This window comes from Pseudomonas sp. SbOxS1, assembly GCF_013416725.1.
Classification (GTDB): Bacteria; Pseudomonadota; Gammaproteobacteria; order Pseudomonadales; family Pseudomonadaceae; genus Aquipseudomonas.
Window position 1 is genome coordinate 67,692 of record NZ_JAAVXC010000008.1, and the last position, 24,079, is coordinate 91,770.

20 protein-coding genes and 1 pseudogene are annotated in these 24,079 nt (G+C 60.4%); 12 read left to right on the forward strand and 9 right to left on the reverse strand.

What is annotated here, in order from left to right; all coding sequences use genetic code 11:
- Window positions 1-52: 52 nt before the first annotated feature.
- A complete protein-coding gene (locus tag HFK74_RS12475) occupies window positions 53-973 on the reverse strand; it encodes a LysR family transcriptional regulator (protein ID WP_008055388.1) in 921 nt (306 codons plus the stop codon).
- Window positions 974-1,156: 183 nt separating this feature from the next.
- On the opposite strand from HFK74_RS12475, the gene HFK74_RS12480 reads away from it, so the two are divergent.
- Window positions 1,157-2,077, forward strand: coding sequence for a TauD/TfdA family dioxygenase (locus tag HFK74_RS12480; protein ID WP_180203776.1), 921 nt, complete (start codon window positions 1,157-1,159; stop codon window positions 2,075-2,077).
- Window positions 2,078-2,167: 90 nt separating this feature from the next.
- Here HFK74_RS12480 and HFK74_RS12485 read toward each other — a convergent pair whose 3' ends face one another.
- Window positions 2,168-3,784 carry an alkaline phosphatase family protein gene (locus HFK74_RS12485; protein WP_180203777.1) on the reverse strand — a complete coding sequence of 539 codons (1,617 nt, stop codon included), beginning with the start codon at window positions 3,782-3,784 and terminating at the stop codon, window positions 2,168-2,170.
- A gap of 196 nt (window positions 3,785-3,980) precedes the next feature.
- Window positions 3,981-4,925, reverse strand: a complete 945-nt coding sequence (locus tag HFK74_RS12490) for a LysR family transcriptional regulator (RefSeq protein WP_180203778.1) — start codon at window positions 4,923-4,925, stop codon at window positions 3,981-3,983.
- A 166-nt stretch (window positions 4,926-5,091) separates the two neighbouring features.
- On the opposite strand from HFK74_RS12490, the gene HFK74_RS12495 reads away from it, so the two are divergent.
- The 6 genes from HFK74_RS12495 to HFK74_RS12520 all read left to right on the forward strand — a co-directional run bounded on the left by HFK74_RS12495 (window position 5,092) and on the right by HFK74_RS12520 (window position 11,542).
- Window positions 5,092-7,464: a TonB-dependent receptor gene (locus HFK74_RS12495; RefSeq protein ID WP_180203779.1), complete on the forward strand. Its 2,373-nt coding sequence runs from the start codon at window positions 5,092-5,094 to the stop codon at window positions 7,462-7,464.
- Window positions 7,465-7,737: 273 nt separating this feature from the next.
- Window positions 7,738-8,550 carry an energy transducer TonB gene (locus HFK74_RS12500; protein WP_180203780.1) on the forward strand — a complete coding sequence of 271 codons (813 nt, stop codon included), beginning with the start codon at window positions 7,738-7,740 and terminating at the stop codon, window positions 8,548-8,550.
- A gap of 44 nt (window positions 8,551-8,594) precedes the next feature.
- Window positions 8,595-9,320 (forward strand): MotA/TolQ/ExbB proton channel family protein, encoded by a 726-nt coding sequence (locus tag HFK74_RS12505; RefSeq protein WP_180203781.1) that lies wholly within the window; start codon window positions 8,595-8,597, stop codon window positions 9,318-9,320.
- Window position 9,321: 1 nt separating this feature from the next.
- Entirely contained in the window at window positions 9,322-9,723 is a 402-nt protein-coding gene (locus tag HFK74_RS12510; protein WP_008055381.1) for a biopolymer transporter ExbD, read from the forward strand.
- 257 nt (window positions 9,724-9,980) lie between these two features.
- The gene (locus HFK74_RS12515) at window positions 9,981-10,562 is read left to right on the forward strand and encodes an alpha/beta hydrolase (RefSeq protein ID WP_180203782.1); all 582 of its coding nucleotides are present in this window, start codon (window positions 9,981-9,983) and stop codon (window positions 10,560-10,562) included.
- A gap of 56 nt (window positions 10,563-10,618) precedes the next feature.
- Window positions 10,619-11,542, forward strand: a complete 924-nt coding sequence (locus HFK74_RS12520; protein WP_180203783.1) for a sigma 54-interacting transcriptional regulator — start codon at window positions 10,619-10,621, stop codon at window positions 11,540-11,542.
- On the opposite strand, the pseudogene HFK74_RS33155 reads toward HFK74_RS12520, so the two are convergent.
- Window positions 11,538-11,615: pseudogene (locus HFK74_RS33155) on the reverse strand (outer membrane lipoprotein carrier protein LolA); the annotation flags it as partial. The gene HFK74_RS12520 and the pseudogene HFK74_RS33155 sit on opposite strands and share 5 nt — an antisense overlap.
- Before the next feature lie 198 nt (window positions 11,616-11,813).
- Here HFK74_RS33155 and HFK74_RS12525 point away from each other — a divergent pair.
- Window positions 11,814-12,596 (forward strand): MetQ/NlpA family ABC transporter substrate-binding protein, encoded by a 783-nt coding sequence (locus HFK74_RS12525; protein ID WP_008057641.1) that lies wholly within the window; start codon window positions 11,814-11,816, stop codon window positions 12,594-12,596.
- A 172-nt stretch (window positions 12,597-12,768) separates the two neighbouring features.
- The gene (locus tag HFK74_RS12530; protein ID WP_180203784.1) at window positions 12,769-13,902 is read left to right on the forward strand and encodes an RHS repeat-associated core domain-containing protein; all 1,134 of its coding nucleotides are present in this window, start codon (window positions 12,769-12,771) and stop codon (window positions 13,900-13,902) included.
- A gap of 18 nt (window positions 13,903-13,920) precedes the next feature.
- Here the strand turns inward: HFK74_RS12530 and HFK74_RS12535 are convergent, their stop codons facing one another.
- The gene (locus tag HFK74_RS12535) at window positions 13,921-15,117 is read right to left on the reverse strand and encodes an AAA family ATPase (RefSeq protein WP_180203785.1); all 1,197 of its coding nucleotides are present in this window, start codon (window positions 15,115-15,117) and stop codon (window positions 13,921-13,923) included.
- A 194-nt stretch (window positions 15,118-15,311) separates the two neighbouring features.
- Here HFK74_RS12535 and HFK74_RS12540 point away from each other — a divergent pair, with 194 nt between their 5' ends.
- From HFK74_RS12540 to HFK74_RS12550, 3 genes are read left to right on the forward strand one after another with little or no spacing between them, the layout of a single operon-like run.
- On the forward strand, window positions 15,312-16,415 hold the full coding sequence (locus tag HFK74_RS12540) for an efflux RND transporter periplasmic adaptor subunit (protein WP_180203786.1): 1,104 nt from the start codon (window positions 15,312-15,314) through the stop codon (window positions 16,413-16,415).
- Complete coding sequence (locus HFK74_RS12545; protein WP_180203787.1) at window positions 16,412-17,479, forward strand: efflux RND transporter periplasmic adaptor subunit; 1,068 nt, start codon at window positions 16,412-16,414, stop codon at window positions 17,477-17,479. Before HFK74_RS12540 ends, HFK74_RS12545 begins: the two co-directional genes overlap by 4 nt.
- Window positions 17,476-20,529 carry an efflux RND transporter permease subunit gene (locus HFK74_RS12550; RefSeq protein ID WP_180203788.1) on the forward strand — a complete coding sequence of 1,018 codons (3,054 nt, stop codon included), beginning with the start codon at window positions 17,476-17,478 and terminating at the stop codon, window positions 20,527-20,529. The genes HFK74_RS12545 and HFK74_RS12550 overlap by 4 nt, the downstream gene beginning before the upstream one ends.
- A 130-nt stretch (window positions 20,530-20,659) precedes the next feature.
- Here HFK74_RS12550 and HFK74_RS12555 read toward each other — a convergent pair whose 3' ends face one another.
- The 4 genes from HFK74_RS12555 to HFK74_RS12570 all read right to left on the reverse strand — a co-directional run bounded on the left by HFK74_RS12555 (window position 20,660) and on the right by HFK74_RS12570 (window position 24,079).
- Entirely contained in the window at window positions 20,660-21,286 is a 627-nt protein-coding gene (locus tag HFK74_RS12555) for a bifunctional 2-polyprenyl-6-hydroxyphenol methylase/3-demethylubiquinol 3-O-methyltransferase UbiG (RefSeq protein WP_180203789.1), read from the reverse strand.
- 151 nt (window positions 21,287-21,437) lie between these two features.
- Window positions 21,438-21,779, reverse strand: a complete 342-nt coding sequence (locus HFK74_RS12560; protein ID WP_180203790.1) for a hypothetical protein — start codon at window positions 21,777-21,779, stop codon at window positions 21,438-21,440.
- A gap of 544 nt (window positions 21,780-22,323) precedes the next feature.
- Window positions 22,324-22,968, reverse strand: a complete 645-nt coding sequence (locus HFK74_RS12565) for a methionine ABC transporter permease (protein WP_008057629.1) — start codon at window positions 22,966-22,968, stop codon at window positions 22,324-22,326.
- Window positions 22,958-24,079 (reverse strand): methionine ABC transporter ATP-binding protein, encoded by a 1,122-nt coding sequence (locus HFK74_RS12570; RefSeq protein ID WP_180203791.1) that lies wholly within the window; start codon window positions 24,077-24,079, stop codon window positions 22,958-22,960. Before HFK74_RS12570 ends, HFK74_RS12565 begins: the two co-directional genes overlap by 11 nt.

Below are 24,079 nucleotides of genomic sequence, written 5' to 3' on the forward strand. Positions count from 1 at the left end.
CCTACAAAGATCACCGCGTCCTTGTAGAAGCTGGCTTGCCAGCGAAGGGGCCCTAAACCGCGACAGCGATCTCCTGCTTGTCCACCGCCACCAATATCTCAATCATCGCCCGCGCCGCCGGCGACAACCTGAACCCTGTGCGACTGACAATCCCGCAGCGGGCATTCATGCTCTCGATGTTCTGCGGCAGATTGCGCCAGTGCAGCAACACCAGCGAACCCTGGGCGATGTCTTCGACAAAGGCCTCTTGCGTCCCCACGCCAATCGCATTCGATTGCAGCACGATTTTCACCAGCGCCGGGAAATGCTCGGTCTCGATGGTCGGGGAAAAGTCCATGCGTCCACTGAGGTTCGCCAGCAGTTTGCGGATGCCCGGCGGAATCAGCGTGGTTGCCAGCGGGTAATCGAACATGTCGTTGGTCGACAGGCTTTCCTTGGCCAGCAACGGATGCCCTGGACGGCAGAAAAACACCCCGCGCCTGGGTGTCAGGGCCTGGGTCTGGAAGTTCGGGTCGGCTTCGAAATGGCGGATGTCGGCGATGAAGAACTCGATCTCTTCGCGACTCAGTGCGCGGCTGAGTTTTTCCCAGTTATCCACTTCGAAACAGGTGCGTACTTTCGGGTGCGCGTTGATGAATTGCGCTACCGCATCCGGCACCAGTTTCACCGCCGGGGCGGGTCCGCAACCGAAGCGTAGCTCACCGGCGTCGAGCTTGGTCATCTGCGTCACTTCGGCGCTGAGCAGGGCCGCGCCTTGCACCAGGCTGCGCGCATGTTGCAATACCACCAGGCCTTCGGGGGTCGGGCGCAAATCCTTGTTGCCACGGTCTACCAGCACGCAGCCGAACTCTTGCTCAAGCCCTTGGATACTGCGGCTGAACGCCGGTTGAGTGATGCCCATGGCGTCCGCCGCACGGACGAAACTGCGGTGTTCGTTGAGGGCGATGAAGTAGCGCAACTGGCGAAGATCCATATGCTTTCCCGGCATCCTAAAAATAGCTCGAAGGCATTTGCGACGAGGGTTGGTTGAGGTTTTAAATGCAAGCTCTTATTCCGTCAACGAAGCATGCGAATATCTATTAGACCTAAATTGAATATAGATAGAGCGTTGTTTCGCTGTCGCTCAACCGTCAGCAGTCCGATCGAGGGTCTACCCATGAGCAATGCCGCTTTAGCTGTAAAACCCGCTGTCCACGCGCTTGAAATCCATCCGGTGGCCGGTCGGATCGGTGCCGAGATCCGTGGCGTGAAGCTCTCCGGTGAACTGGACGCCAACACCGTCGAGGCGATCCAGCAGGCGCTGGTGCAGTACAAGGTGATCTTCTTCCGCGAGCAGGCCCACCTCGACGATCAGAGCCAGGAAGCCTTCGCCCATCTGCTTGGCGAACCCGTGGCGCACCCGACCGTGCCGGTGCGCGACGGCACCCGCTTCCTGCTCGAACTGGACGGTGCCCAAGGCCAGCGCGCCAACTCCTGGCACACCGACGTGACCTTCGTCGATGCGTACCCGAAAGCCTCGATCCTGCGCTCGGTGGTTGCGCCCGCCTTTGGTGGCGACACCCTGTGGGCCAACACCGCCACGGCCTACAACGAACTGACGCCGGAGCTGCGCGAACTGGCGGATAAACTGGTGGCGGTGCACAGCAACGAATATGACTACGCCGGTGCCAAGCCTGACGTGTCGGAAGAGAAGCTGGAGCGCTACCGCAAGATCTTCACCTCGACCATCTACGAGACCGAGCATCCGGTGGTGCGCGTACACCCGATCAGCGGCGAGAAAAGCTTGCTGCTGGGGCATTTCGTCAAGCGCATCAAGGGTTACTCCCAGGGTGATTCGGCGCACCTGTTCAACCTGTTGCAGAGCCACGTCATCCGCCAGGAAAACATTGTGCGCTGGCGCTGGCAGGCCGGTGATGTGGCGATCTGGGACAACCGCTCCACCCAGCATTACGCGGTGGATGACTATGGCACCCAGGACCGCGTGGTGCGGCGCGTGACGCTCAAAGGCGAGGTGCCGGTGGGTGTGGCGGGGCAGCGTAGTCAGACGGTGAAGGGGCCGGATATCGGCGGGGTCTGATCTGACGCCTTCGCGAGCAGGCTCGCTCCCACAGGGATTGTGATCCATGGAAATCCAATGTGGGAGCGAGCCTGCTCGCGATGCTTTTTTCTACCACACGCCGATCTGCACCATTTTCTCGGTTTCCGGCTCTCCGTAGCGAAACCGCTGCCCACGCAAATCAATCTCCTGATGACTGATAGTGGTCCGCCGCTTCAACCCCCGCACCCACTCAAACAAATACCCCGCATGCTCTTCTCGGACCGAGGCATACGCCGGGTCAGCTCCCAGGTCCCGCAGCTCCTGCGGATCATTCAACAGATCGAACAGCTGCGGTCGGAAGCCGTCGTACGCCAGGTATTTCCAGCGCTCGCTGCGCACCATGGTCATGCGGCAGCGGTCGATCGGTTGATGCAAGCGTTCCCGCGCAGGCGCCTGGAAGGCGTAGTCGTATTCGCTGATAGCGAAGCGGCGCCAGTCGGTTTTCACACCGTGCAGCAGGGGAATCAGCGAGCGTCCTTCAAGTCGATGCTCGGCCCCCGGAAACCCCAGCGCCTCAAGGAAAGTCGGCAGCGCGTCGATGGTTTCCACCAGTCGCTCATCCACCGAACCGCGCGTTGCATCTGCCGCCGGACGCGGGTCGCGAACGATCAGCGGAACCCCCACCGCCGGCTCCAGCAGGAACTCTTTTTCCCCCAGGTAGTGATCGCCAAGGAAGTCGCCATGGTCGCTGGTGAACACGATCAGGGTGTCATCCCAACGGCCGCTGCTCTGCAGGAAATCGAACAACCGCCCGAGCTGATCATCGACCTGTTTGATCAGGCCCATGTACGTCGGGATCACGTTCAGTCGTACTTCGTCCCGGGAAAAATTCAGGCTCTCTTCGTGCTGACGAAACGCGTTGTACACCGGGTGATCACTGGTCTCGCCTTCGGCTGCACGCACCGGCTCGATCACCTCTTTTGCGCCATAAAGCGCGTGATACGGCGCCGGAGCGATATAGGGCCAGTGGGGTTTGATGTATGAAAGATGCAGGCACCACGGCTGTTCGCCCTGCTCGGCGATGAAGTCGAGGGCGCGGTCGGTGGTGTAGACGGTTTCCGAATGCTGCTCGGGAACGCGCGCCGGCAGATGGGCGTTGCGCATTTTCCAGCCGCTGAGGATTTCGCCCTGTTCGCTTTCGGCAGCGTTGGCCCAGTCGTGCCAGGGGTTGCGCCCTGCATAACCGAGATCGCGCAGGTAGTGGGTGTAGGGCGCGGATTCGCGTTTGTCATCGAACAGCGGGTCGTCAGGGAAGATGCCGTCATGGCGCAAGTACGGCTCGAATCCGACTTCGTTCAGGCTCTCGGCCTGCTCGCTGCCAGGGTCGATGGCCAGCCGCTGCAACGCATCGAGATTAGGCGTGGCGTGAGTCTTGCCCACCAGTGCGGTGCGAATACCGTGGGGTCGCAGGTAGTCACCGACAGTCAGTTCTTCGAGCGGCAAGGGCACGGCGTTCCAGGCGACTTGATGACTGCTGACATAGCGCCCGGTGTAAGCCGACATCCGCGACGGGCCGCAGATAGTGCCCTGGGTATAGGCACGGCTGAAACGCACGCCAGCGGCGGCCAGGCGATCGATGTTGGGGGTGTGCAAGTGCAGGTGGCCGTAGCACGACAGGTAATCGCGGCGCAGTTGGTCGCACATGATGTACAGCACGTTGCGCACGGGGTTTTGGGTGTTGGGCATGGGGTTCACCGATCGAAAAGACAGGCGAGGTTTTTCGCTGCTGGGGCGGGGTTGAGGCAAGTGCGTTTGGGGAATGGTTTTTATGCAGTGGGTGCATCGCTGCCTGGGGCGACGCCATCGCGAGCAGGCTCACTCCTACAGGGTTTTGTGTACACCGATCCACTGTAGGAGCGAGCCTGCTCGCGATGGCGACAGATCAGACAGCGAAATTCTCCAGCGAACACACCTCTTCATCCTGCCCATCAACCTCCTTGATCTGCGCAATCATCGCCTCGGCCAACGGCGACAACCGATACCCCGCGCGACTGACGATCCCGTAGCGGGTGTACAGCTCTTCCAGGTCATCGGCCAATCCATCGATCTTCAAGCGCACCAATTCACCCTTGGCGTTATGCAGCGCATCTGAATACTCGCCGACGATGCCAATCGCATCCGAACGCAGCACCACACCGAGCAGGCTGTAGCTGTTTTCGCACTCCACGTTGGGCGCGAAATCCGGTCGGCCGCTCAGGTCGACGATGACTTTTCGCAGGTTCGGCGGGCGAATGGTGACGGCCATCGGATAGCTCATCAATTGGGCAGCGCTGACGCTTTCGCGAGTGGCCAGTGGGTGTCCGGCGCGGCAGCAGAAATGCCATTTGCGCGGGCGCAGGCGTTGGGTCAGGTAGTCCGGGTCGGCCTCGAACTGCCGGGTGTCGGCGACGAAAAATTCGAACTCTTCACTCAGCAGGCGCTTGCTCAGGCTTTGCCAGTCATCCACTTGAAATTGCACCCGCGCCTTGGGGTAGCGACCGATAAAACTGCCGATCGCCCGAGGGATCAAACCCGCCGCTGGCGCCGGGCCGCAACCGAAGCGCAGTTCGCCGGCCTCCAGGCCGTTGAATTGGCTGATCTCGTTGGCCATCTGCTGCGCGCCGCTGACCAGCCGCCGCGCGTGTTCGAGCAACACCTGGCCCTGTTTGGTCGGCGCCAGGTCCTTGCGCCCGCGATCCACCAACTGACAGCCGACGCTGTGTTCCAGCGCCTGGATGCTGCGACTGAACGCCGACTGCGACAGGTTCACGGCCATGGCGCCCGCGACGAAGCTGCGCTGGTCGGCGAGGGCGATGAAGTGGCGAAGCTGGCGCAGGTCGATATGCATTTTTCACATTAAAAATATCGGGGAAATGCATTGGATATGCATTAGGTCGACTCCTTATAAAGGCAATCTCTTATGCAGTAAATCTTTGTAAAAACATAAATAAATAACTTTAAAGAATATGCACTGCTGAAAAGTCGCTGTATGTTTTTTGACCAGGAGCCGCTTGATGAGTCCGTTGAACCTTGCGTCACCCCTTACACCCCGACGGCTCAAACGCCTGCCCCTGGCCCTGTTGCTGGCGGGGAGCGCCAGTTGGACCCAAGGCTATGCGGCCGAGACCACCACTGCCCAAGAGGCCCCGGCAAAAACCGCCTCGGGCCAGGCCAAGGCCGATGGCACTCAGCTGGAAACAGTGACCGTCACCACCCGCCGTCGCGAAGAAAGTTCACAGGATGTACCGACCCCGATGAGCGTGGTCAGTGGCCAGGTCCTGGAAACCCAGCGGGTCTATCGCATCCAGGACCTGCAGCAACTGGTACCCAGCGTCAACGTCGCCTACATGCATGCGCGCCAGTCCAGCGTGTCGATCCGTGGCCTGGGCAACAACCCGGCCAGTGATGGCCTGGAAGGCAGCGTTGGGCTGTACATCGACAACGTGTACCTCGGCCGGCCGGGCATGGCGGTGTTCGACCTGATGGACATCGAGCAACTCGAAGTGCTGCGCGGCCCGCAAGGCACGTTGTTCGGCAAGAACACAACGGCTGGCGTGATCAACATCAGCACGCGGGCACCGACATTTACACCGGAACGCAGCATCGAAACCTCGGTGGGCGAGGACGGTTATTTCCAGACCAAGGGCACCATTTCCGGCCCATTGAATGATGAACTCGCGGGACGATTTTCCGCTTACCGCACCCGCAGCGATGGCGACATCAAGAACGAATTCGACGGCCATGACTTGAACGGCGGCTCACGCGATGGCTTTCGTGGCCAGTTGCTGTTCAAGCCCAATGAGGCATTCAATCTGCGCTGGATCGGCGACTACAACGAAGAGGATTCCAGCGCCGGCACCCGCGTGTTGTACAACACCGGGCCGACCATCAATGGTGTCAACCTCTACCAGGCACGGGCCAATGCGGCGGGCGCCACGCTGGTCGATGGTACGCATCGCAAGGTCAACCTGAATAACGATCAACACGTCACCGTGCACCAGGGCGGCACGTCGGTCGAGGCGAACTGGACGCTGCCGAACGACTTCACCCTGACCTCCATCAGCGCCTACCGCTGGTGGAACTTCACCCCGCGCAACGATGACGGCCTGAACGTCTCCGCCTACAACAACGCCGGCGTGTCAGTGGAGGATAAGCAATATTCCCAGGAGTTTCGCCTGGCGTCGCCCACCGGCGGATTCTTCGATTACGTGCTCGGCGCCTATTACTTCGGTTCCGACCTGGACAACAAATCGTTCAGCTTCTATGGCCCGCAAGCGGACATCTGGAACGGTACGCCGGCGGGCGCGCTGGCCAACGTCACCAGCATCGGCAAAGGCCACATCGAAACCGACAGCTTCGCCCTATTTGCCCAAGGCACCTGGCACCTCACCGAACGGCTGGATTTCACCGCTGGTGTGCGTGGCACTTATGAAGAGAAAAGCGCCTGGGTCAACCGCAACGCGCCAGTGGGTGGTGCGGCGGTGGCCGGGGCGGCAGCGGCGGTAAGACAAGGTCGCGCCGGGGCTTACGACTCCGGTGATTTGAATCAATACAGTTCCAGCCCTTCGGGTCTGCTCAACCTCAGCTATCACTTCACCGATGACCTGCTCGGCTACGCCACGCTGTCCCATGGCGAGAAATCCGGTGGGGTCAACCTGGCCGTCGGCACAGCCCCGGTCGCTGGCGCCGACTCGCTGCTGATCGGCACCGAACGCGCAAACAACGCTGAACTCGGTTTCAAAAGCACACTCTGGGACCGTCGCCTGCAACTCAACGCCAACGTGTTCTGGACCCAGGTCAACGGCTATCAAACCAACGCCTACGACGACGTCAACCGCGTGCAATACCTGACCAACGCCGGTTCCGTGCGTTCGCGTGGCGTGGAATTCGACAGCACGCTGATCCCGTTGCGTGGCCTGACGCTGAACATCAACGGCTCCTACAACGACGTCAGCTACCTCTCCTACAAGGATGCGCCGTGCCCACCGGAAGTCAGCCTGGCGCCGGGTGCCCCGGCCTCTTGCGATCTCAGCGGCCATCAGGTGGTTGGCGCTTCGAAATGGATCGGCAACGCCAACGGCGAATACAAATGGAACCTGAGTAACGGCTTCGAAGAGTACGTCACCGCCAGCTACGCGTTCCGCTCCAAAGCGGTGGGCACGGTGGAGGATTCCGATTTCGGCCAGATCCCGAGCTACGCCGTGGTCAACCTGTCGACCGGTCTGCGCGGCGACTTCAAGCAGGGGCAGTGGGACGTCTCGCTGTGGCTGAAAAACGCGTTCGACAAAACCTATTACACCACCCTCTGGACCGCTTCCAACGGCGGTTACGAAGGGTTGCTCGGGACACCGCGAACCTTGGGTGTGACCGGTCGTTACGACTTCTGATCCAGGCGGCGTCTGCAGCGAAAACCATGCCTTGGGGGAATATTTTCAATGCTCCAAAAGCATGTGTTTTTGGCTGCCTCGCCGCAGCCCTTATGGAACAGGGCCTGCAGCGAACTAGGTATTTTTCATATTCGTTTTAGGTCTAGTTTTAACGTTAAAGATTACTTTCAGAGATAAGCGTCTAGCCCAATGATTAACCCTCGATACGTCGTACGGGGGATGTCGGGTTCGGCGTATTGGGTAATTCGCAAAGAGACCGCAGGGAGTAAAGCAATGGGCAATGTCCAGACCGCCGCCGGCGCACACGAGGTGCTTTGGCGCCAGGCGCCAGGTGGCGAGTTGGTCGACCTCGGGAGGGTACACCGCGTGCCCTTGGGCCAGCTGCGTTTGCAGCGTGCACCCAAGGGCATCCTGAGCCGACGCGAAGCGATACTGCTCGGTGTGCTGGCGTTGCTGGTGCACGGTGCGGTGATCTACTGGGTCAATCAACAGCCGACCAAAGAATTGCCAATCGTGCCGCCGGAAATTCCGCCGATGACCATCGAGTTTTCGCGTCCGGCGCCGCCAGTGGTCGAACCGCCGCCACCTCCACCGCCGCCACCACCTGTGGTCGAGCCACCGCCGCCCGTGGTGGACGAACTGGCAGCCAAGCCGGCGCCGCCGAAACCGATTCCCAAGCCAAAACCGATCGTTAAACCGGTGCCTAAACCAGCGCCAAAAGCAGCCCCGCAACCGCCCGCGCCGCCACAACCGGCTGCTCCGGTCGCGGCCCCGGCACCCCCTGCACCGCCCGCGCCGGCACCGGTGACACCCGCCTCGGCCAGCGCCGGGTATTTGAAAAATCCGGCGCCGGAATACCCGTCTCTGGCCCAGCGCCGCGGTTGGGAAGGCACGGTGTTGTTACGTGTTCATGTACTGGCCAGCGGCAAGCCCGGGGAGATCCAGATTCAGAAAAGCAGCGGCCGCGAGGCCCTCGATGAGGCGGCCCTGAGCGCCGTGAAACGCTGGAGTTTCGTGCCTGCCAAGCAGGGTGATGTGGCCCAGGACGGCTGGGTCAGCGTACCCATCGATTTCAAGATTCATTAAACCGACACCTATTTAGCGCGAAACGTTTACACGAGGAATTCACCATGACGTTATTGGCTTCTCCACTCCAATCCATCGAAAGCGCGGTGATCTGGCTGCTGGTGGTTTTTTCCGTTGCCACCTGGGGCCTGGCGTTGCTCAAGGGCGTGCAGTTCGGTCGCCTGAAAGCCCAGGACCGAAAATTTCATAAGCACTTCTGGGCCGCTTCAAGCCTGGATTCGGCCGCAGAGTTAGCCGAAACCCAACCAGGTGCTGCGGCGCGGGTGGCACAGGCCGGTTATGCGGCCATTCAGGTCGGCGAGGCGCCACAGGCGGCGGATTTGAGCCAGGCGATCAATCATCAGGATCGTCTCGAGCGGGCCCTGCGCCAGCAGATCGTGCGTGAACGCCGGTCGCTGGAAACCGGGCTGGCGGTGGTCGCGAGTATCGGTAGCACGTCACCGTTCATTGGTTTGTTCGGCACAGTGTGGGGAATCATGGAGGCGTTGAAGGGCATCAGCGCAGCGGGCTCGGCGAGCCTGGAAACAGTCGCCGGCCCCATCGGTGCAGCGCTGGTTGCCACCGGTGTGGGGATCGCCGTCGCGGTACCGGCGGTGCTGGTCTACAACTACTTTTTGCGTCGCCTGAAGCTGACGGCGGCGGACCTGGACGACTTCGCCCATGACTTCTACAGCCTGGCGCAGAAGAGTGCGTTCCGTGTGTTGATTCACCCAACCGCGCACAAGGTTGCGGCGTCGGGTAATGCACAAAAAGTGAAGGAGGCATCCTGATATGGCCTTCTCCACTCAAGACAGCGATGAGGTGCTGAGCGAGATCAACGTGACACCGCTGGTGGACGTGATGCTGGTGCTGCTGGTGGTGTTCATTGTCACTGCGCCGCTGCTGACCAACGCCATCCCGATCAACCTGCCCAAGACCGAAGCCGTGGCACCGGTGGAGCAGAAGGACCCGCTGGTGGTGAGCATCGACGGTGCGGGCAAGCTGTTTATCAACAAGGATGAAATCCAGCCTGATCTGCTCGAGTTCAAGCTCCAGGCAGCCAAGGCCAAGGACCCGGAAGTGCGGGTGCAATTGCAGGCCGATGACGGGGTGAATTACGGCGAAGTGGCTCGGGCCATGGCGTCGATCGAGCGGGCAGGGATTACCAAGTTATCGGTGATCACCGCGCGCTGACAGCGTTTCAAGTTTTCTGGGGCCGTCTCCTTGGCAGGGTGCGGCCCCTTTTTTTTACCTGTAGGAGCTGGCTTGCCAGCGAAAGCGGTTTGTCAGCGGTAGCTTTTTGGCTGGAAGGACGCCTTCGCTGGCAAGCCAGCTCCTACAATTCCTATATTCAATATAGATCTTAATAAATAGCTTCTTATTCCTTAACGAATATAAATCCCGTCCCTATACTCGATCAGGAACAGACACGCAGCAGGAGAGCTTCCCCCATGCGCAACGAATCAATTCGCTACCTGATTGTGCCGGGCTGGCAAGGATCGCCAGAAGATCATTGGCAAAGCCACTGGCAAAACAGTTTGCCGAACAGCGCACGGGTGGAGCAGGCGGACTGGCTGACGCCGCGCCGTGAAGACTGGGTGGCGGCGCTGGCCGAGGCCATTGCCGCCGACAGCACCCCCGTCATCCTGATCGCCCACAGCCTTGGCTGCATCACCGTCGCGCATTGGGCGGCTACCGCGCCTGTGCAGTTTCTGCGTCAGGTGCGTGGCGCCTTGCTGGTCGCGCCGGCGGACGTCGAGCGACCGGCCTGCGCGCCGGCCCTGCGCAATTTCGCACCGATTCCAACCGACCTTTTGCCGTTTCCCAGCCAGGTCGTCAGCTCCGACAACGACAGCGCCGTCAGCGCGCCGCGGGCCCTGGAGCTGGCGCGTAACTGGGGTGCGGAAGCGGGGATCCTGGGAGGTGCCGGGCACATCAATGTGAAGTCGGGTCATCAGCGTTGGGAGCAGGGTTTTGCCTATCTCTATCGTCTGCAAAACCGCATGGAACACCACGCCCTGCGTCGTGCCTGAACCTTTTGTTTTTTTCAACGCCCCCGTCCGTTGGCGGTTTTGGGCGGGAGTCTGCCATGAGCTTTGAAACCTTCGGTCAGCCGCTGCTGACCTTTCCTGACGCTGAAAAAAGTCCCCTGAGCATCCGCGCCAAGGCGCTGGTATTCGTCGACCCGCGCTCGCGGCAATTGCGCCAGGAGCTGGAACAGCTGGCGCCGCGCTCGATCTCGGTACTGATCCGTGGTGAAACCGGCAGTGGCAAGGAACTGCTGGCCCGGCACATCCATCGCGCCAGTGATCGCGGCGGCTTGTTCGTCTCGGTCAATTGCGGGGCGATCAGCCCCACCTACGCCGACGCCGAATTGTTCGGCTATGCCGCCGGCAGCTACAGCGGTTCTGCCAGCAGTCGCGCCGGTTGGTTCGGTTCGGCCAACGGCGGCACGCTGTACCTGGATGAAATCGGCGACCTGCCGCTGCCGATCCAGATCAAATTGCTCGCCGCCCTGGAAAACCACGAAGTGACCCGCGTCGGCGCGCATCAACCGAGCCCGGTGGACGTGCGCCTGGTCGCCGCCACCAGTATCGACCTGGCCCAGGCGGTCGCCGCCGGGAAATTCCACGAGCGGCTCTACCACTACCTCAGCGAAGGTCAGCTTGAACTGCCAGCACTGCGCGAGCGGGTGGGCGACATCCTGTCGCTGGCCGAATACTTCCTCGGCATCTACAGCCAGCGCCTGGACCTGCCAGTGCCATTGATCAGCGAGGCCGCGCAAGCGGTGCTGGAACGACACAGCTGGCCGGGCAACACTCGGGAGCTGGAAAATGTCATTCACTTTGCGCTGCTGGTGAGTACCGGTGACGAGATTTTGCCGGAGCATTTGAATTTGCCTGATGAAGGCCTGAAGCAGATCGAACAGCAGCTCAAGCAAATTCTCGGTAATGCTTCCGACAGCGAAAAAGATGCCTTGAAACAATTACTTAAGGACGCCGACCTCCTGTAGGAGCGAGCCTGCTCGCGAAAAACCTGAGATCACCTCGGTGTGTCAGGTTTCCAGCGTCATCGTTCACGACCATCGCGAGCAGGCTCGCTCCTACAGGGAATGTGCGGGCTAGAGCTGTATGAATAAAATGGAATATGAAAGTGAATAAAAGATATTGTTCGGGAATAAAAAATCCCGGTATTGTCCGCGTCACGCCAGCGATAGCACTTCACTGGCACCTAAATATCTAGCCGTCGCCACAAGCGACCGTGATTGTCGATAAGGACACTGCATGAAAAAGGTTCTGTTGTTCACCGCACTGGCGGCTGCCCTGACTGCGGGCCTGGCCCAGGCTGGCGAGAAACTGGTGGTAGCGGCAACCCCGATCCCACACGCCGAGATTCTTGAGCTGATCAAGCCAACCCTCGCCAAAGAAGGCGTGGACCTGGAAATCAAAGTCTTCACCGACTACGTTCAGCCGAACGTACAGGTCGACCAGAAGCGTCTGGACGCCAACTACTTCCAGACCCTGCCGTACCTGAAAAGCTTCAACGAAGGCAAAGGCACTCACCTGGAAACCGTGGTCGGTGTTCACGTTGAACCGTTCGGCGGCTACTCGAAGAAAGTCAAAACCCTGGCCGAGCTCAAAGACGGCGCGACCATTGCCATCCCTAACGAAGGCAGCAACAGCGGCCGTGCCCTGATCCTGCTGCAGAAGGCTGGCCTGATCGAGTTGAAAGACCCGAAAAACGCCCTGGCCACGCCGAAAGACATCGCCAAGAACCCGCACAACTTCAAGTTCAAGGAGCTTGAGTCCGCCATGCTGCCGCGTGTGCTGGATCAGGTTGACCTGGACATGATCAACACCAACTACGCGCTGGAAGCGGGTTTGAACCCGGCCAAGGACGCACTGGTGATCGAAGGCGCGGATTCGCCTTACGTGAACTTCCTGGTGGCTCGTCCTGATAACAAGGACAGCGTCGCCATCCAGAAGCTGGCCAAGGCCCTGACCAGCCCGGAAGTGAAAGCATTCATCGAGAAGAAGTACAGCGGCGCAGTTCTGCCAGCGTTCTGATTCGCGAGGTAAACCCCTTCAAGGTTTCGAGCGCCGACGGCTAGTAATAGCGTCGGCGTTTTTTTTGCCTTCGCTTTTTCCGTGGCATATGAGCGGCCTGGACTAGCAGTTCTGCTAGGTGTGCGAACCCCACGACAGGTGCAAGCTAAGCACGGTACGCAGAGGGGGGCTGATGAGCGCGTTTAACACAACGATGTGTCGCTACCGCTACGATGCTCTGGACCAGTTGATTGGGGTTGACCGTGCCGGACAAGAAAGCCTTCAGCGTTTTTTCTGTCGTGACCATCTGGTGAGTGAGCTTCAGGGTGCCTCCAGCCAGAGTGTATTGCGGCACGGCGCGCAACTGCTTGCGCTGCAATCGTGCGAATTCGATGCCCTCAACTGTCAGCTACTGACCACTGACCCACAGCGCTCTGTCTTGCAAGTCACCGAGGCTGCCGGATCGGTGCAGCAGGTCTATGCCCCTTACGGTAACCGGCGGGTTGAAGGTGGTTCTGGCAGTCTGCTGGGGTTTACCGGCGAAATACTTGATCCGGCGACCGGTCATTATTTACTGGGTAATGGCCACCGGGCATTCAACCCGTTTTTGATGCGCTTCAACAGCCCGGACAGGTTGAGTCCGTTTGGGCGGGGTGGGCTTAATCCTTATTCGTATTGTTTGGGCGACCCAGTAAATTTCAGTGATCCGACGGGGCGGATAGCCGAGTTTGGCCGTCTAGTCCAGAGCGTCTTGAGTCTGTGGAACACAGGGCTAGGCATGTCCCGTGTCACCCCCTCCTTTAATTTGGCCAAGGATGCGTTGAGATTGGGAGCATTGAAGAAATTGCCACCCAAACAGTCCTTTGCGGCACTAAGCACGGTCGTGGCCAGTGGCGCGATACTCACTACATCTGTGATTGGGGTTGGCAGTGCTGTTGTGGCAATCACCGAGGACTCTGAAGTGGCCGCAATATTGGGGTACATCGCTTTAGGGCTGACAGCATTGGCGTTTCTATCGAGAGGAAGTGCTTATTGGGCTGCGAAAGCCCCCCGCACTGAGGCTGCCTTGAAGCGTTTTGTAAAGAATAAGGGGCAGGTATTCACCGCGACACCGTCTGGTACACCCCGTCCTTCCACTCTTTTTTTGTCGTCTTTCGAGGCTACGGCCCCGCTACCAACACCAAGCACATTCGGGCCGGTCTCTTTGAAGATAAGTGGTAAACGATCATACGACGAGATGATTGAATCGGCAGTTGATCGGCCAATTTTGACCGCCAAGCGTCGGCACATGACCGTGAACCCGAACAAGAAAATTCGACGGACCTGAGATTTCCATATAGAAGCCTCAATCCGGCCAATACCACGCTGGCTCATCCAGCATCCGCTGCCCGACAATCTCGGTTTGCCCGAGGTTTTTCTCCAGCACGATGCAATTGCACTCCGGGTCCTCTTGCAACGCCGAAATCAATCGCCGCGCATGGGATACCACCCACACCTGACACTCCTCGGACGCGCGGATGATCAAACGCGCCAGTGCCGGCAACAGATCCGGATGCAGACTGGTTTCCGGTTCGTTCAGCACCATCAACGTCGGCGGCCGGGGCGTCAACAGTGCCGCCACCAATAGCAAATAACGCAACGTCCCGTCCGACAACTCAGCCGCCGACAACGGCCGCAGCAACCCTTCCTGATAGAACTCGATAGCAAAACGCCCGCCGGCCAGCGGTTCTATATGCAGTCGTGCACCGGGAAATGCATCGCTGATCGCGTTGCGCAATGCGTCGGGGTCGCCGATTTCGATAATGGTCTGCAACGCCGCCGCCAGGTCTCTGCCGTCGTGGTGCAGCACTGGGGTGCGTGTGCCCAGTTGTGGCTGACGCACGGGGGCGTCGGCGTCGCTGCGAAAGTGATCGTAGAAGCGCCAGCGGCGGATGAACTCGCGGGTCTCCAATACCTCCGGCGACGCACGCAGGCTGCCGACCTGATCGAACAGGCTGTCGAAATTCGGCGTGTGCTGCGCGAGCACGTCCCAACTGCGGTTGGCCCGGGTGCGGATCAGCGGGCCATCGCGATCCACCAGCAGGCTCGCCGGACGGTAGAACGGCCCGGCCCACAGACACTCGCGCTTGATTTGCGGGTCGAGGCTGAAACGCGACGGGATAGGGGTGCTGTGCCCGGGCAGCATGAAATGGCCGTTGGAATCGGGCAGCCCCAGGCTTATCGAGTAACCGAAGTCTTCTCCAGAGAATCCCAGTCGCAGGCGCTTCACGCCCTGTCTCACCGTCGCCTCGACCGGCACCTCGCCATTGCGCATGCGTCGGCTTATGGTTTCCGGGCCGGCCCAGAAGGTCGAGTGGAGCCCACCCTCGCGGGCCAACGCATTGACCACGCCGCCCTGTGCAGTTTCCGCCAACAGGCGTAGCGCGCGGTAGAGATTGGATTTGCCACTGCCGTTGGGGCCAGTAATCAGGTTCAGCCGACCTAGCGGAATGACCAGTTTGTTGATCGAGCGGTAATTGGCCACCGCGAGGGTATTGAGCATGAAGTACGTTCCCTGTGACTCGCGTAGGTAGGCGTTACAAGCCTGCGATTTAACGCTCTTTTATAGATCAAGATCAAAAGATCGCAGCCTTGGGCGGGCTCCTGCAGAGTAAATGCAGAATTTGCGTGGGCGAAGGTTAATCCCTGTTCTAAGCTCACAGACGAATCGCGCCCGTTGAACGCAAAGGAGTCTGCATGGCTGGTCCCGGATTGAAAATAGCACTTGGCTTGAGCCTCTTGGCTTTGCTGAGCGCTTGCGACAAAGAGAAGCCGGTCGAGAAGGACCGGCCCCGGGTTTTCGTGCAAGAGGTCAAGCTGGCCGACTATGCCGTCAACATCACGTTGACCGGCGACGTCCAGGCCCGGGTGCAGACCGAGCTGTCGTTCCGTGTCGGGGGCAAGATCATCCAGCGTATGGTGGATGTCGGTGACCGGGTTTCGGCCAAGCAGGTGCTCGCCAGGCTCGATCCCAAGGACCTGCAGACCAACGTGGACTCGGCCCAGGCCCAGGTCGTCGCCGAGCAGGCCAAGGTCACTCAGAACTCCGCGTCCTTTGTGCGCCAGCAAAAGCTGTTGCCCAAGGGCTATACCAGCCAAAGTGAATACGACTCCGCCCAGGCTGCCTTGCGCAGCTCCCAAAGTTCGTTGGCGGCAGCCCAGGCGGAACTGGCCAACGCCCGTGAACAATTGAGCTACACCGCGTTGATCGCCGATGCGCCGGGCGTGATCACGGCGCGCCAGGCCGAAGTCGGCCAGGTGGTGCAGGCCACGGTACCGATTTTCAGCCTGGCCCGGGACGGGGATCGGGATGCGGTATTCAACGTCTTCGAATCGCTGCTGGCGGAGCCACCGTCGGATAGGTCCGTGGTGGTCAGCCTGCTGGATAATCCGCAGATCAAGACCACCGGGACCGTGCGGGAAGTCACCCCGGCCGTCTCCGAGCAAACGGGTACGGTGCAAGTCAAAGTCACGCTCGGCGCCTTGCCGCCAGGGATGCAGTTGGGTTCGGTGGTGAGTGCCACCGCCAATACCCGGGGCAAATCCGCCGTCGAACTACCGTGGTCGGCGCTGACCAAAAACATCAGCGAGCCGGCGGTGTGGCTGGTGGATGGCGAGGGCAAGGCGCAATTGCACAACGTCAAGGTTGGTCGCTACCTGACCGGTAAAGTCATCATCAGCGCCGGACTCACCGGCGGTGAAAAAGTCGTCATCGCCGGCGGCCAGCTGCTGCACCCCGGCGTGAAGGTGGAAGTCGCCGAAAACACCTACAAGGACTTATCCGTGGGGGCTGCACCATGAAGCGTCTGTTACTGGTGTTCGCCGGTGTGATGCTGGTGGCCTGCTCGAAAGAAGAGCCCGCCCCGGAAATGGTGCGTCCGGTGCTGTCGATCATGGTGAAGGCGCTGGATGAGGAAAATCTCGGGCGTTTCGCCGGCAGCATCCAGGCCCGTTATGAAAGCAATATCGGCTTCCGTGTGCCGGGGCGCATTGCCAGTCGCAGCGTCGATGTCGGTGCCGAAGTCGACAAAGGGGCCTTGCTCGCCACGCTCGATCCCACCGACCAGCAGAACCAGTTGCGTTCGGCCGAGGGCAACTTGGCGAGTGTCCAGGCTCAACTCATCAACGCCCAGGCCAACGCCCGGCGGCAGCAGCAATTGTTCGATCGCGGGGTGGGCTCACAGGCGCAGCTCGACAGTGCAATCACCGACCTGAAAACCACCCAGGCCTCGCTCGACCAGGCCAAGGCTGCGGTCAGCCAGGCCAGGGACCAGCTCAACTATGTCGAGTTGCGCGCCGACCATAAGGCCGTGGTCACGGCGTGGAGTGCCGAAGCCGGGCAGGTCGTCACCGCGGGCCAGCAGGTGGTCACCCTCGCGCAACCGGACATCAAGGAAGCGGTGATCGACCTGCCTGACACCCTGGTCGACCAGTTGCCCGCCGACGTGGTGTTTCAAGTCGCGGCGCAACTGAGCCCGAGTATTGCCACCACGGCTATTGTGCGTGAAATCGAACCCCAGGCCGAAAGTGCGACCCGCACCCGGCGCGCGCGCCTGACGCTGGCCGAGACACCGCCCGCGTTTCGCCTCGGGACGGCGATCAGCGTGACCTTGAAAAGCGCGGTCAAGCCGCGCATCGAGCTGCCCCTGAGCGCATTGCAGGAGGTCGACGGCAAAAACCGCGTCTGGGTCATCGATGCGCAGACGCAAACGGTGTCCCCGCGAGATGTCAGCATTATCAGCCGCACGGACAGCACCGTGGTGTTGGCTGACGATATCAAGGCTGGCGACCGAGTCGTCAGTGCCGGTGTGAACAGCCTCAAACCGGGGCAAAAAGTGAAAGTCGACGAGGGCAGCCCACAATGAAAGGGAGTTTCAACTTATCCGAATGGGCCCTCAAGCATCAGTCGTTCGTCTGGTATTTGATGTTCGTCTCGCTATTGATGGGCGTGTTCTCGTACCTGAACCTGGGTCGTGAGGAAGACCCGTCGTTCACCATCAAGACCATGGTGATCCAGACCCGCTGGCCGGGCGCGACCCAGGAAGAAACCCTCAAGCAGGTCACCGACCGTATCGAGAAAAAACTCGAAGAGCTTGATTCCCTCGACTACGTGAAAAGCTACACCCGCCCCGGCGAATCCACGGTCTACGTGTACTTGCGCGACACCACCAAGGCCAAGGACATTCCGGAAATCTGGTACCAGGTACGCAAGAAGATCGGCGATATTCGCTACTCGTTTCCCCAGGGTATTCAGGGCCCGTCGTTCAACGACGAGTTCGGTGACGTGTTCGGTTCGATCTACGCCTTTACCGCCGACGGCCTGTCGTTGCGCCAGTTGCGCGACTACGTCGAGCAGGCGCGCGCCGATATCCGGGGTGTGCCGGGGCTGGGCAAGATCGAGATGGTCGGCCAGCAGGACGAAGTGCTTTACCTGAATTTCTCGACACGCAAACTGGCGGCACTGGGCATCGACCAACAGCAAGTCGTACAAAGCCTGCAGACCCAGAACGCCGTGACTCCGGCCGGGGTGATCGAAGCCGGTCCCGAGCGGATCTCCGTGCGCACCTCCGGGCAGTTCATTTCCGAACAGGACCTGGCCAACGTCAACTTGCGGCTCAATGACCGCTTCTATCGCCTGGCCGACATTGCCGACATCCGCCGGGGTTACGTCGACCCGTCGACCCCGGAATTTCGCTTCAATGGCCAGCAAGCCATTGGCCTGGCCATTGCCATGCAGACAGGCGGCAACATCCAGGACTTCGGCAAAGCCCTGCACCAGCGCATGAGCGAATTGACGGCCGATCTGCCGGTTGGCGTCGGCGTGCACAACGTGTCCGATCAGTCTGTCGTGGTGGAAGCGGCCGTTGGCGGGTTCACCAGTGCGCTGTTCGAAGCCGTCGTGATCGTGTTGGTGGTCAGCTTCATCAGCCTCGGCGTGCGCGCGGGTCTGGTGGTGGCGTGCTCGATCCCGCTGGTGCTGGCGATGGTGTTTGTGTTCATGGAATACAGCGGCATCACCATGCAGCGGATCTCCCTCGGCGCATTGATCATCGCCCTCGGACTTTTGGTGGATGATGCGATGATCACCGTCGAGATGATGGTCTCGCGCCTGGAACTGGGCGAAACCAAGGACCAGGCCGCGACCTTCGCCTACACCTCGACCGCCTTCCCGATGCTCACCGGTACACTGGTGACGGTGGCGGGTTTCGTACCTATTGGTCTCAATGGCAGCTCGGCCGGTGAATACACCTTCACCCTGTTTGCGGTGATTGCCGTGGCCATGATGGTCTCGTGGGTTGTCGCGGTGTTGTTCGCCCCGGTGATTGGCGTGCATATCCTGAGCACCAATGTGAAGCCGCACTCGGCAGAGCCTGGGCGCCTCGGGCGGGCCTTCAATGGCGGCCTGCTGTGGAGCATGCGCAACCGTTGGTGGGCGATCGGTATTACGATGCTGCTGTTCGGGTTATCGGTGGTCGGCATGCGCTTTGTGCAGAACCAGTTCTTCCCGGCCTCGGATCGCCCGGAAATCCTGGTGGATCTGAACCTGCCGCAAAACGCCTCCATCGATGAAACCCGCAAAGCCGTGGACAAGCTCGAAGCGACGCTCAAGGGTGACCCGGACATCGTGCGCTGGAGCACCTACGTCGGCCAGGGCGCGATTCGTTTCTACCTGCCCCTCGATCAGCAACTGCAGAACCCTTACTACGCACAACTCGTGATTGTGAGTAAAGACTTCGAGACGCGTGCGGCCCTCAGTGACCGCCTGCGTGAGCGCCTGCGCAAGGACTTCGTCGGCATCGGCAGTTTCGTCCAGGCGCTGGAGATGGGTCCACCCGTGGGGCGGCCGATCCAATACCGCGTCAGCGGCCCGGACATCGACCAGGTGCGCAAGCACGCCATCGATCTGGCCAGCCAACTGGACAAGAACCCGCACATCGGCGAAATCATTTTCGACTGGAACGAGCCCGGCAAGGTGCTGCGCGTCGACATCGCCCAGGACAAGGCGCGCCAGCTCGGCTTGTCGTCCGAAGACGTGGCGAACCTGATGAACAGCATCGTCAGCGGCTCGACGGTGACCCAGGTCGACGACGACATTTACCTGATCAACGTGGTCGGCCGTGCCGTGGACGCCGAGCGGGGTACACCGGATACACTGCAGAACCTGCAGATCCTCTCTCCGGGCGGCACCTCGATCCCACTGCTGGCGTTTGCCTCCGTGCGCTACGAACTCGAGCAACCACTGGTGTGGCGTCGTGATCGAAAACCGACGATTACCATCAAGACGGCGGTCATCGGTGATATCCAGCCAACGGACCTGGTGACACAGCTCAAGCCGGACATCGTCAAATTCGCCGCCTCATTGCCCGCCGGTTACAAGGTCGCCACGGGCGGTACGGTGGAGGAAAGCGCCAAGGCCCAAGGGCCGATCAACAAGGTCGTGCCATTGATGGTGTTCCTGATGGCCACCTTCCTGATGATCCAGCTGCACAGCGTGCAGAAAATGTTCCTGGTGGCCAGCGTCGCGCCGCTGGGCTTGATTGGCGTGGTGCTGGCGCTGGTGCCGACCGGAACGCCGATGGGCTTCGTGGCGATCCTCGGCATCCTGGCGCTGATCGGCATCATCATCCGCAACTCGGTCATCCTGGTGACCCAGATCGACGCATTCATAGCCGAAGGCTCTTCACCCTGGGATGCCGTGGTGGAAGCCACTGAACATCGTCGGCGACCGATCCTGCTGACCGCGGCGGCGGCGAGCCTGGGCATGATCCCGATTGCCCGGGAGGTGTTCTGGGGACCGATGGCCTACGCGATGATCGGCGGGATCATCGTCGCTACCTTGCTGACACTGCTGTTTTTGCCGGCGCTGTATGTGGCCTGGTACAGGATTCGCGAGCCGAAGAAAGAAGGGCGGTAGGGCGAGCGCTGCGCGCTCATCGCCAGCAGGCTGGCTCCCACAGTTGACCGCGTTGGTACACACAACGCGATCCCTGTGGGAGCCAGCCTGCTGGCGATGGCGTCAGTTCGGACAGCACAAATTCAAGGCTTTATACCTTGCGCCAGACACTCGCCAACCAAGGCTGCTGCTCGCGCGGCAACCCCGCCGGCCGGTAGTAATGCTCCAGCTCCACAAACCCCGCTTCAGTCAGCAACTGCTGCCACGTGTGAAGATCGTGATACGCCCCATACCGCGGCCCGTTCCAGCCTTCCTGGTTTTCGCCACGAGGATTGGAACTGAACAGCACACCGCCGGGCTTCAATGCCGCGCGCAGTTCCTTCAATACCCGGGGCAGCTCCTGGCGCGGGACGTGGAACAACACCGCATTGGCAAAAATCCCGTCGAAGCGCTCGTCCGGCAAGTCCAGCTTGAGAAAATCCTGCTGCCAGACCTCGCAGCCACTGTCCTCCCGGGCCATCTGCGCAAACTTCTGCGAACCATCGAGGCCGACTGCCGTGTGGCCCATGCGCGTAAAGGTCTGCAGGTCACGACCGGGACCACAGCCAAAATCGAGAATATCGAACGGTGGCTGACCTTGAATGTGGCGCAACAGGGCGTCGATATTCTGGCTGACATCGTGATCGCGGGTGCCTTCGCGGAAACCTTCGGCCACCGAGTCGTAATGCCCCAGAGTCGTGGAGGTGATCTGCTCGAGGTCGGCGGGAGTCTGTTTCATGGTCGGCTGCGCGTCTGATGTGAGTCCGCCAAATATACGCCATCAAGCCAGCCCTGGGGCTGCTGCGCAGCCTTCGCGGGCAAGCCTCGCTCCTACAGATCACGTTAATCCTGTAGGAGCGAGGCTTGCCCGCGAAGGCGATTTCACTGACTCAACCCTTTTTCATCCCCAGGCACTCTATGGAGTGATCCACCATCGCCTTGGCAATCTCCAGCAAATGCCACACCGAGAACACCATTGCACGGTCGGCGCCTTTGAGGTGGTCGCCACATTGATATGCCATGACCGAGGCGCAGCGCAGCAGGTCGGCGATGTAGAGTTGGGTGTCTTCGAAGCTCACGTCTTTGCTGACGTTGTAGAACCGCAGTTCGTCGGGCGGGGAGGGTTGATCGCCGGTGAGGTAGAAATCAATGGCGCGGTAGAGCGCTGATCGATCCCTGAGTGGGTCTTCGGTGGAGGTTTCGGGGGGTGGATCGGGGACTGATCTTTCCATGTGTTGCTCCTATTGCTGCATGGGAGCCGACACTTCTCGCCTACTAAACGATTGGGTGGCGGCTGTACGCAGGTTAGTAGGCCGGTCAATAGGAGAAACCGGTGCACCCGAAGGTACCCCACGCACAGCCACCATATTCTGCATGCGGCAAAAAATGCCGAACATGAGCATGGAATTGCTATGCGCCTATTGTTCCGGGCTACTAAACCCGATCACTGATGAGCAGTGACGGTCCGAGACTAGCCACGGATTTTGGCAGGCGCAAGCGAGCGGAATAATCTAGGAAATGTCCTGCAAAGGAAAGAGATCAGGCGCGTAGGAACGCTGATTTCTCTGTGAGAAAATTCCCCAAAAGCAACGGAATTTACCTTTGGATAAGAAGCTCCCGTGGCGAGGGGATTTATCCCCGTTCGGCTGCGCCGCAGACGCAGAACCTGCAGCCCTGATTTTCCTGACACACCTCGTTGAATGTTTTGGGGGTCGCTGCGCGACCCAACGGGGATAAATCCCCTCGCCACGAAAAACATCACAACGCCTATTGTGCTTAGCGTTTGTTGAGGCCACGAGCCAACCGATCTCCACCTAGTTGAATCACCGCCACCAACGCCACCAGCAACACAATCACCGTCAACATGATTTGGCTATCAAAGCGCTGGTACCCGTACCGATAGGCAATGTCCCCCAATCCACCCGCGCCAATCGCCCCGGCCATGGCCGATGAGTTGATCATCGTCACCAGCGTGATCGTGAATCCCCCGACAATCCCCGGCAGCGCCTCAGGCAACAACACATGCCAGACGATATGCCCGCGCCGGCAGCCCATGGCTTGTGCCGCTTCAATCAAGCCGTGATCCACCTCACGCAAGCTGACTTCAGCGATGCGTGCAAAGAACGGCGTGGCAGCGATAGTCAACGGCACCACGGCCGCCCACACGCCGTACGTGGTACCGACGATCAACCGGGTGAACGGAATCAACGCCACCATCAGGATCAGGAACGGAATCGAGCGAAACAGGTTCACGAAGGCCCCCAACGCACGGTTCAGCGCCGGGGCTTCGTAGATTCCACCCTTGGAGCTGGTGACCAGGATCACCGCCAGCGGAATGCCCGCCAGCAGTGCGATCAACGACGACACACCGACCATCAGAAAGGTGTCGATGAAGCCTTGCAGCAAGCGATCAAACCACATAACCCAACACCTCTACCTGTTGCGCCCAGTGGCCGGCGCGTTGACGCAATTCTTCGACGCCCAGGGATGAGCCCGTCACAGCCAGCAGCAACTGCCCAAGCGCATGCCCCTGAATCCGTTCCACGCCGCCCTGCAACAAGCGCACGCGACCACCGAGTGCACTGAACAGCGCGGCAAGGTCCGGTTCGGCGTGGGCCGTTCCGGTGAACTGCAGGCGCAGTACCACCGCGTCTTCCGCGGACTGCGGTTGTGGATGCAAGCGGCTTTGCAGTTCTGGCGGCAGGGCGTGCTGCAAGGGCGCTAGCAAGGTCTTGCTGACCTCATGCTGCGGGTTGCCGAAGACTTCCCAGACGGGCCCCTGTTCAACGATTCGTCCGTGTTCAAGGACCACGACGCGATCACAGATCTCGCGGATCACCGCCATTTCATGGGTGATCAGGATGATCGTCAGGCCCAGGCGCCGATTGATCTCGCGTAGCAGGCCGAGGATCGATTGCGTGGTCTCCGGGTCCAGTGCCGAAGTGGCTTCGTCGCACAGCAGGATCGCCGGGTCGTGAACCAGCGCACGGGCGATGCCGACGCGCTGTTTCTGACCGCCCGACAGTTGCGCCGGGTACGCCTTGTGCTTGGCTTGCAGGCCAACCAGTTCCAGCAGTTCACGAACCTTTTGCTCGCGCTTTTCCTTGGGTACGCCGGCGACTTTCAGCGGCAACTCGACGTTCTGCCAAACCGTCTTGGCAGACATCAAGTTGAAGTGCTGGAAGATCATGCCTATGCGCCGACGCAGTGCCACCAGACGGTCTTCATCGAACTCGCCGATGTCCACTTGATCGATCAGCACTCGACCCGACGTCGGTTGCTCGAGGCGGTTGATGGTGCGGATCAGCGACGACTTGCCGGCGCCGCTGCGGCCGATGATGCCGAATACTTCACCGCGCTGGATCGACAGGTCGATGCCTTGCAGCGCCGCCACCGGCCCTTGCTTGCCGTCGTAGGTTTTGCCCAGGCCGATGAAGCGCACGTGCGCACGGTTCAGCTCTGGGTGCAGTTCGGTCTGTTCGGCTTTCTGAGGCTCTGGAATATCCAGTCGCCGTTGGATCGCGGCCGTCAT

What these genes read in the sequence shown, in the direction of transcription:
- HFK74_RS12520 (WP_180203783.1), top strand. Translation starts at nt 10,619, where the DNA reads ATGAGCTTTGAAACCTTCGGTCAGCCGCTGCTGACCTTTCCTGACGCT.
- HFK74_RS12555 (WP_180203789.1), bottom strand. Translation starts at nt 21,286, where the DNA reads ATGAAACAGACTCCCGCCGACCTCGAGCAGATCACCTCCACGACTCTG.
- HFK74_RS12525 (WP_008057641.1), top strand. Translation starts at nt 11,814, where the DNA reads ATGAAAAAGGTTCTGTTGTTCACCGCACTGGCGGCTGCCCTGACTGCG.
- HFK74_RS12535 (WP_180203785.1), bottom strand. Translation starts at nt 15,117, where the DNA reads ATGCTCAATACCCTCGCGGTGGCCAATTACCGCTCGATCAACAAACTG.
- HFK74_RS12560 (WP_180203790.1), bottom strand. Translation starts at nt 21,779, where the DNA reads ATGGAAAGATCAGTCCCCGATCCACCCCCCGAAACCTCCACCGAAGAC.
- HFK74_RS12495 (WP_180203779.1), top strand. Translation starts at nt 5,092, where the DNA reads ATGAGTCCGTTGAACCTTGCGTCACCCCTTACACCCCGACGGCTCAAA.
- HFK74_RS12515 (WP_180203782.1), top strand. Translation starts at nt 9,981, where the DNA reads ATGCGCAACGAATCAATTCGCTACCTGATTGTGCCGGGCTGGCAAGGA.
- HFK74_RS12500 (WP_180203780.1), top strand. Translation starts at nt 7,738, where the DNA reads ATGGGCAATGTCCAGACCGCCGCCGGCGCACACGAGGTGCTTTGGCGC.
- HFK74_RS12540 (WP_180203786.1), top strand. Translation starts at nt 15,312, where the DNA reads ATGGCTGGTCCCGGATTGAAAATAGCACTTGGCTTGAGCCTCTTGGCT.
- HFK74_RS12490 (WP_180203778.1), bottom strand. Translation starts at nt 4,925, where the DNA reads ATGCATATCGACCTGCGCCAGCTTCGCCACTTCATCGCCCTCGCCGAC.
- HFK74_RS12550 (WP_180203788.1), top strand. Translation starts at nt 17,476, where the DNA reads ATGAAAGGGAGTTTCAACTTATCCGAATGGGCCCTCAAGCATCAGTCG.
- HFK74_RS12565 (WP_008057629.1), bottom strand. Translation starts at nt 22,968, where the DNA reads ATGTGGTTTGATCGCTTGCTGCAAGGCTTCATCGACACCTTTCTGATG.
- HFK74_RS12545 (WP_180203787.1), top strand. Translation starts at nt 16,412, where the DNA reads ATGAAGCGTCTGTTACTGGTGTTCGCCGGTGTGATGCTGGTGGCCTGC.
- HFK74_RS12510 (WP_008055381.1), top strand. Translation starts at nt 9,322, where the DNA reads ATGGCCTTCTCCACTCAAGACAGCGATGAGGTGCTGAGCGAGATCAAC.
- HFK74_RS12570 (WP_180203791.1), bottom strand. Translation starts at nt 24,079, where the DNA reads ATGACGGCCGCGATCCAACGGCGACTGGATATTCCAGAGCCTCAGAAA.
- HFK74_RS12505 (WP_180203781.1), top strand. Translation starts at nt 8,595, where the DNA reads ATGACGTTATTGGCTTCTCCACTCCAATCCATCGAAAGCGCGGTGATC.
- HFK74_RS12530 (WP_180203784.1), top strand. Translation starts at nt 12,769, where the DNA reads ATGAGCGCGTTTAACACAACGATGTGTCGCTACCGCTACGATGCTCTG.
- HFK74_RS12485 (WP_180203777.1), bottom strand. Translation starts at nt 3,784, where the DNA reads ATGCCCAACACCCAAAACCCCGTGCGCAACGTGCTGTACATCATGTGC.
- HFK74_RS12475 (WP_008055388.1), bottom strand. Translation starts at nt 973, where the DNA reads ATGGATCTTCGCCAGTTGCGCTACTTCATCGCCCTCAACGAACACCGC.
- HFK74_RS12480 (WP_180203776.1), top strand. Translation starts at nt 1,157, where the DNA reads ATGAGCAATGCCGCTTTAGCTGTAAAACCCGCTGTCCACGCGCTTGAA.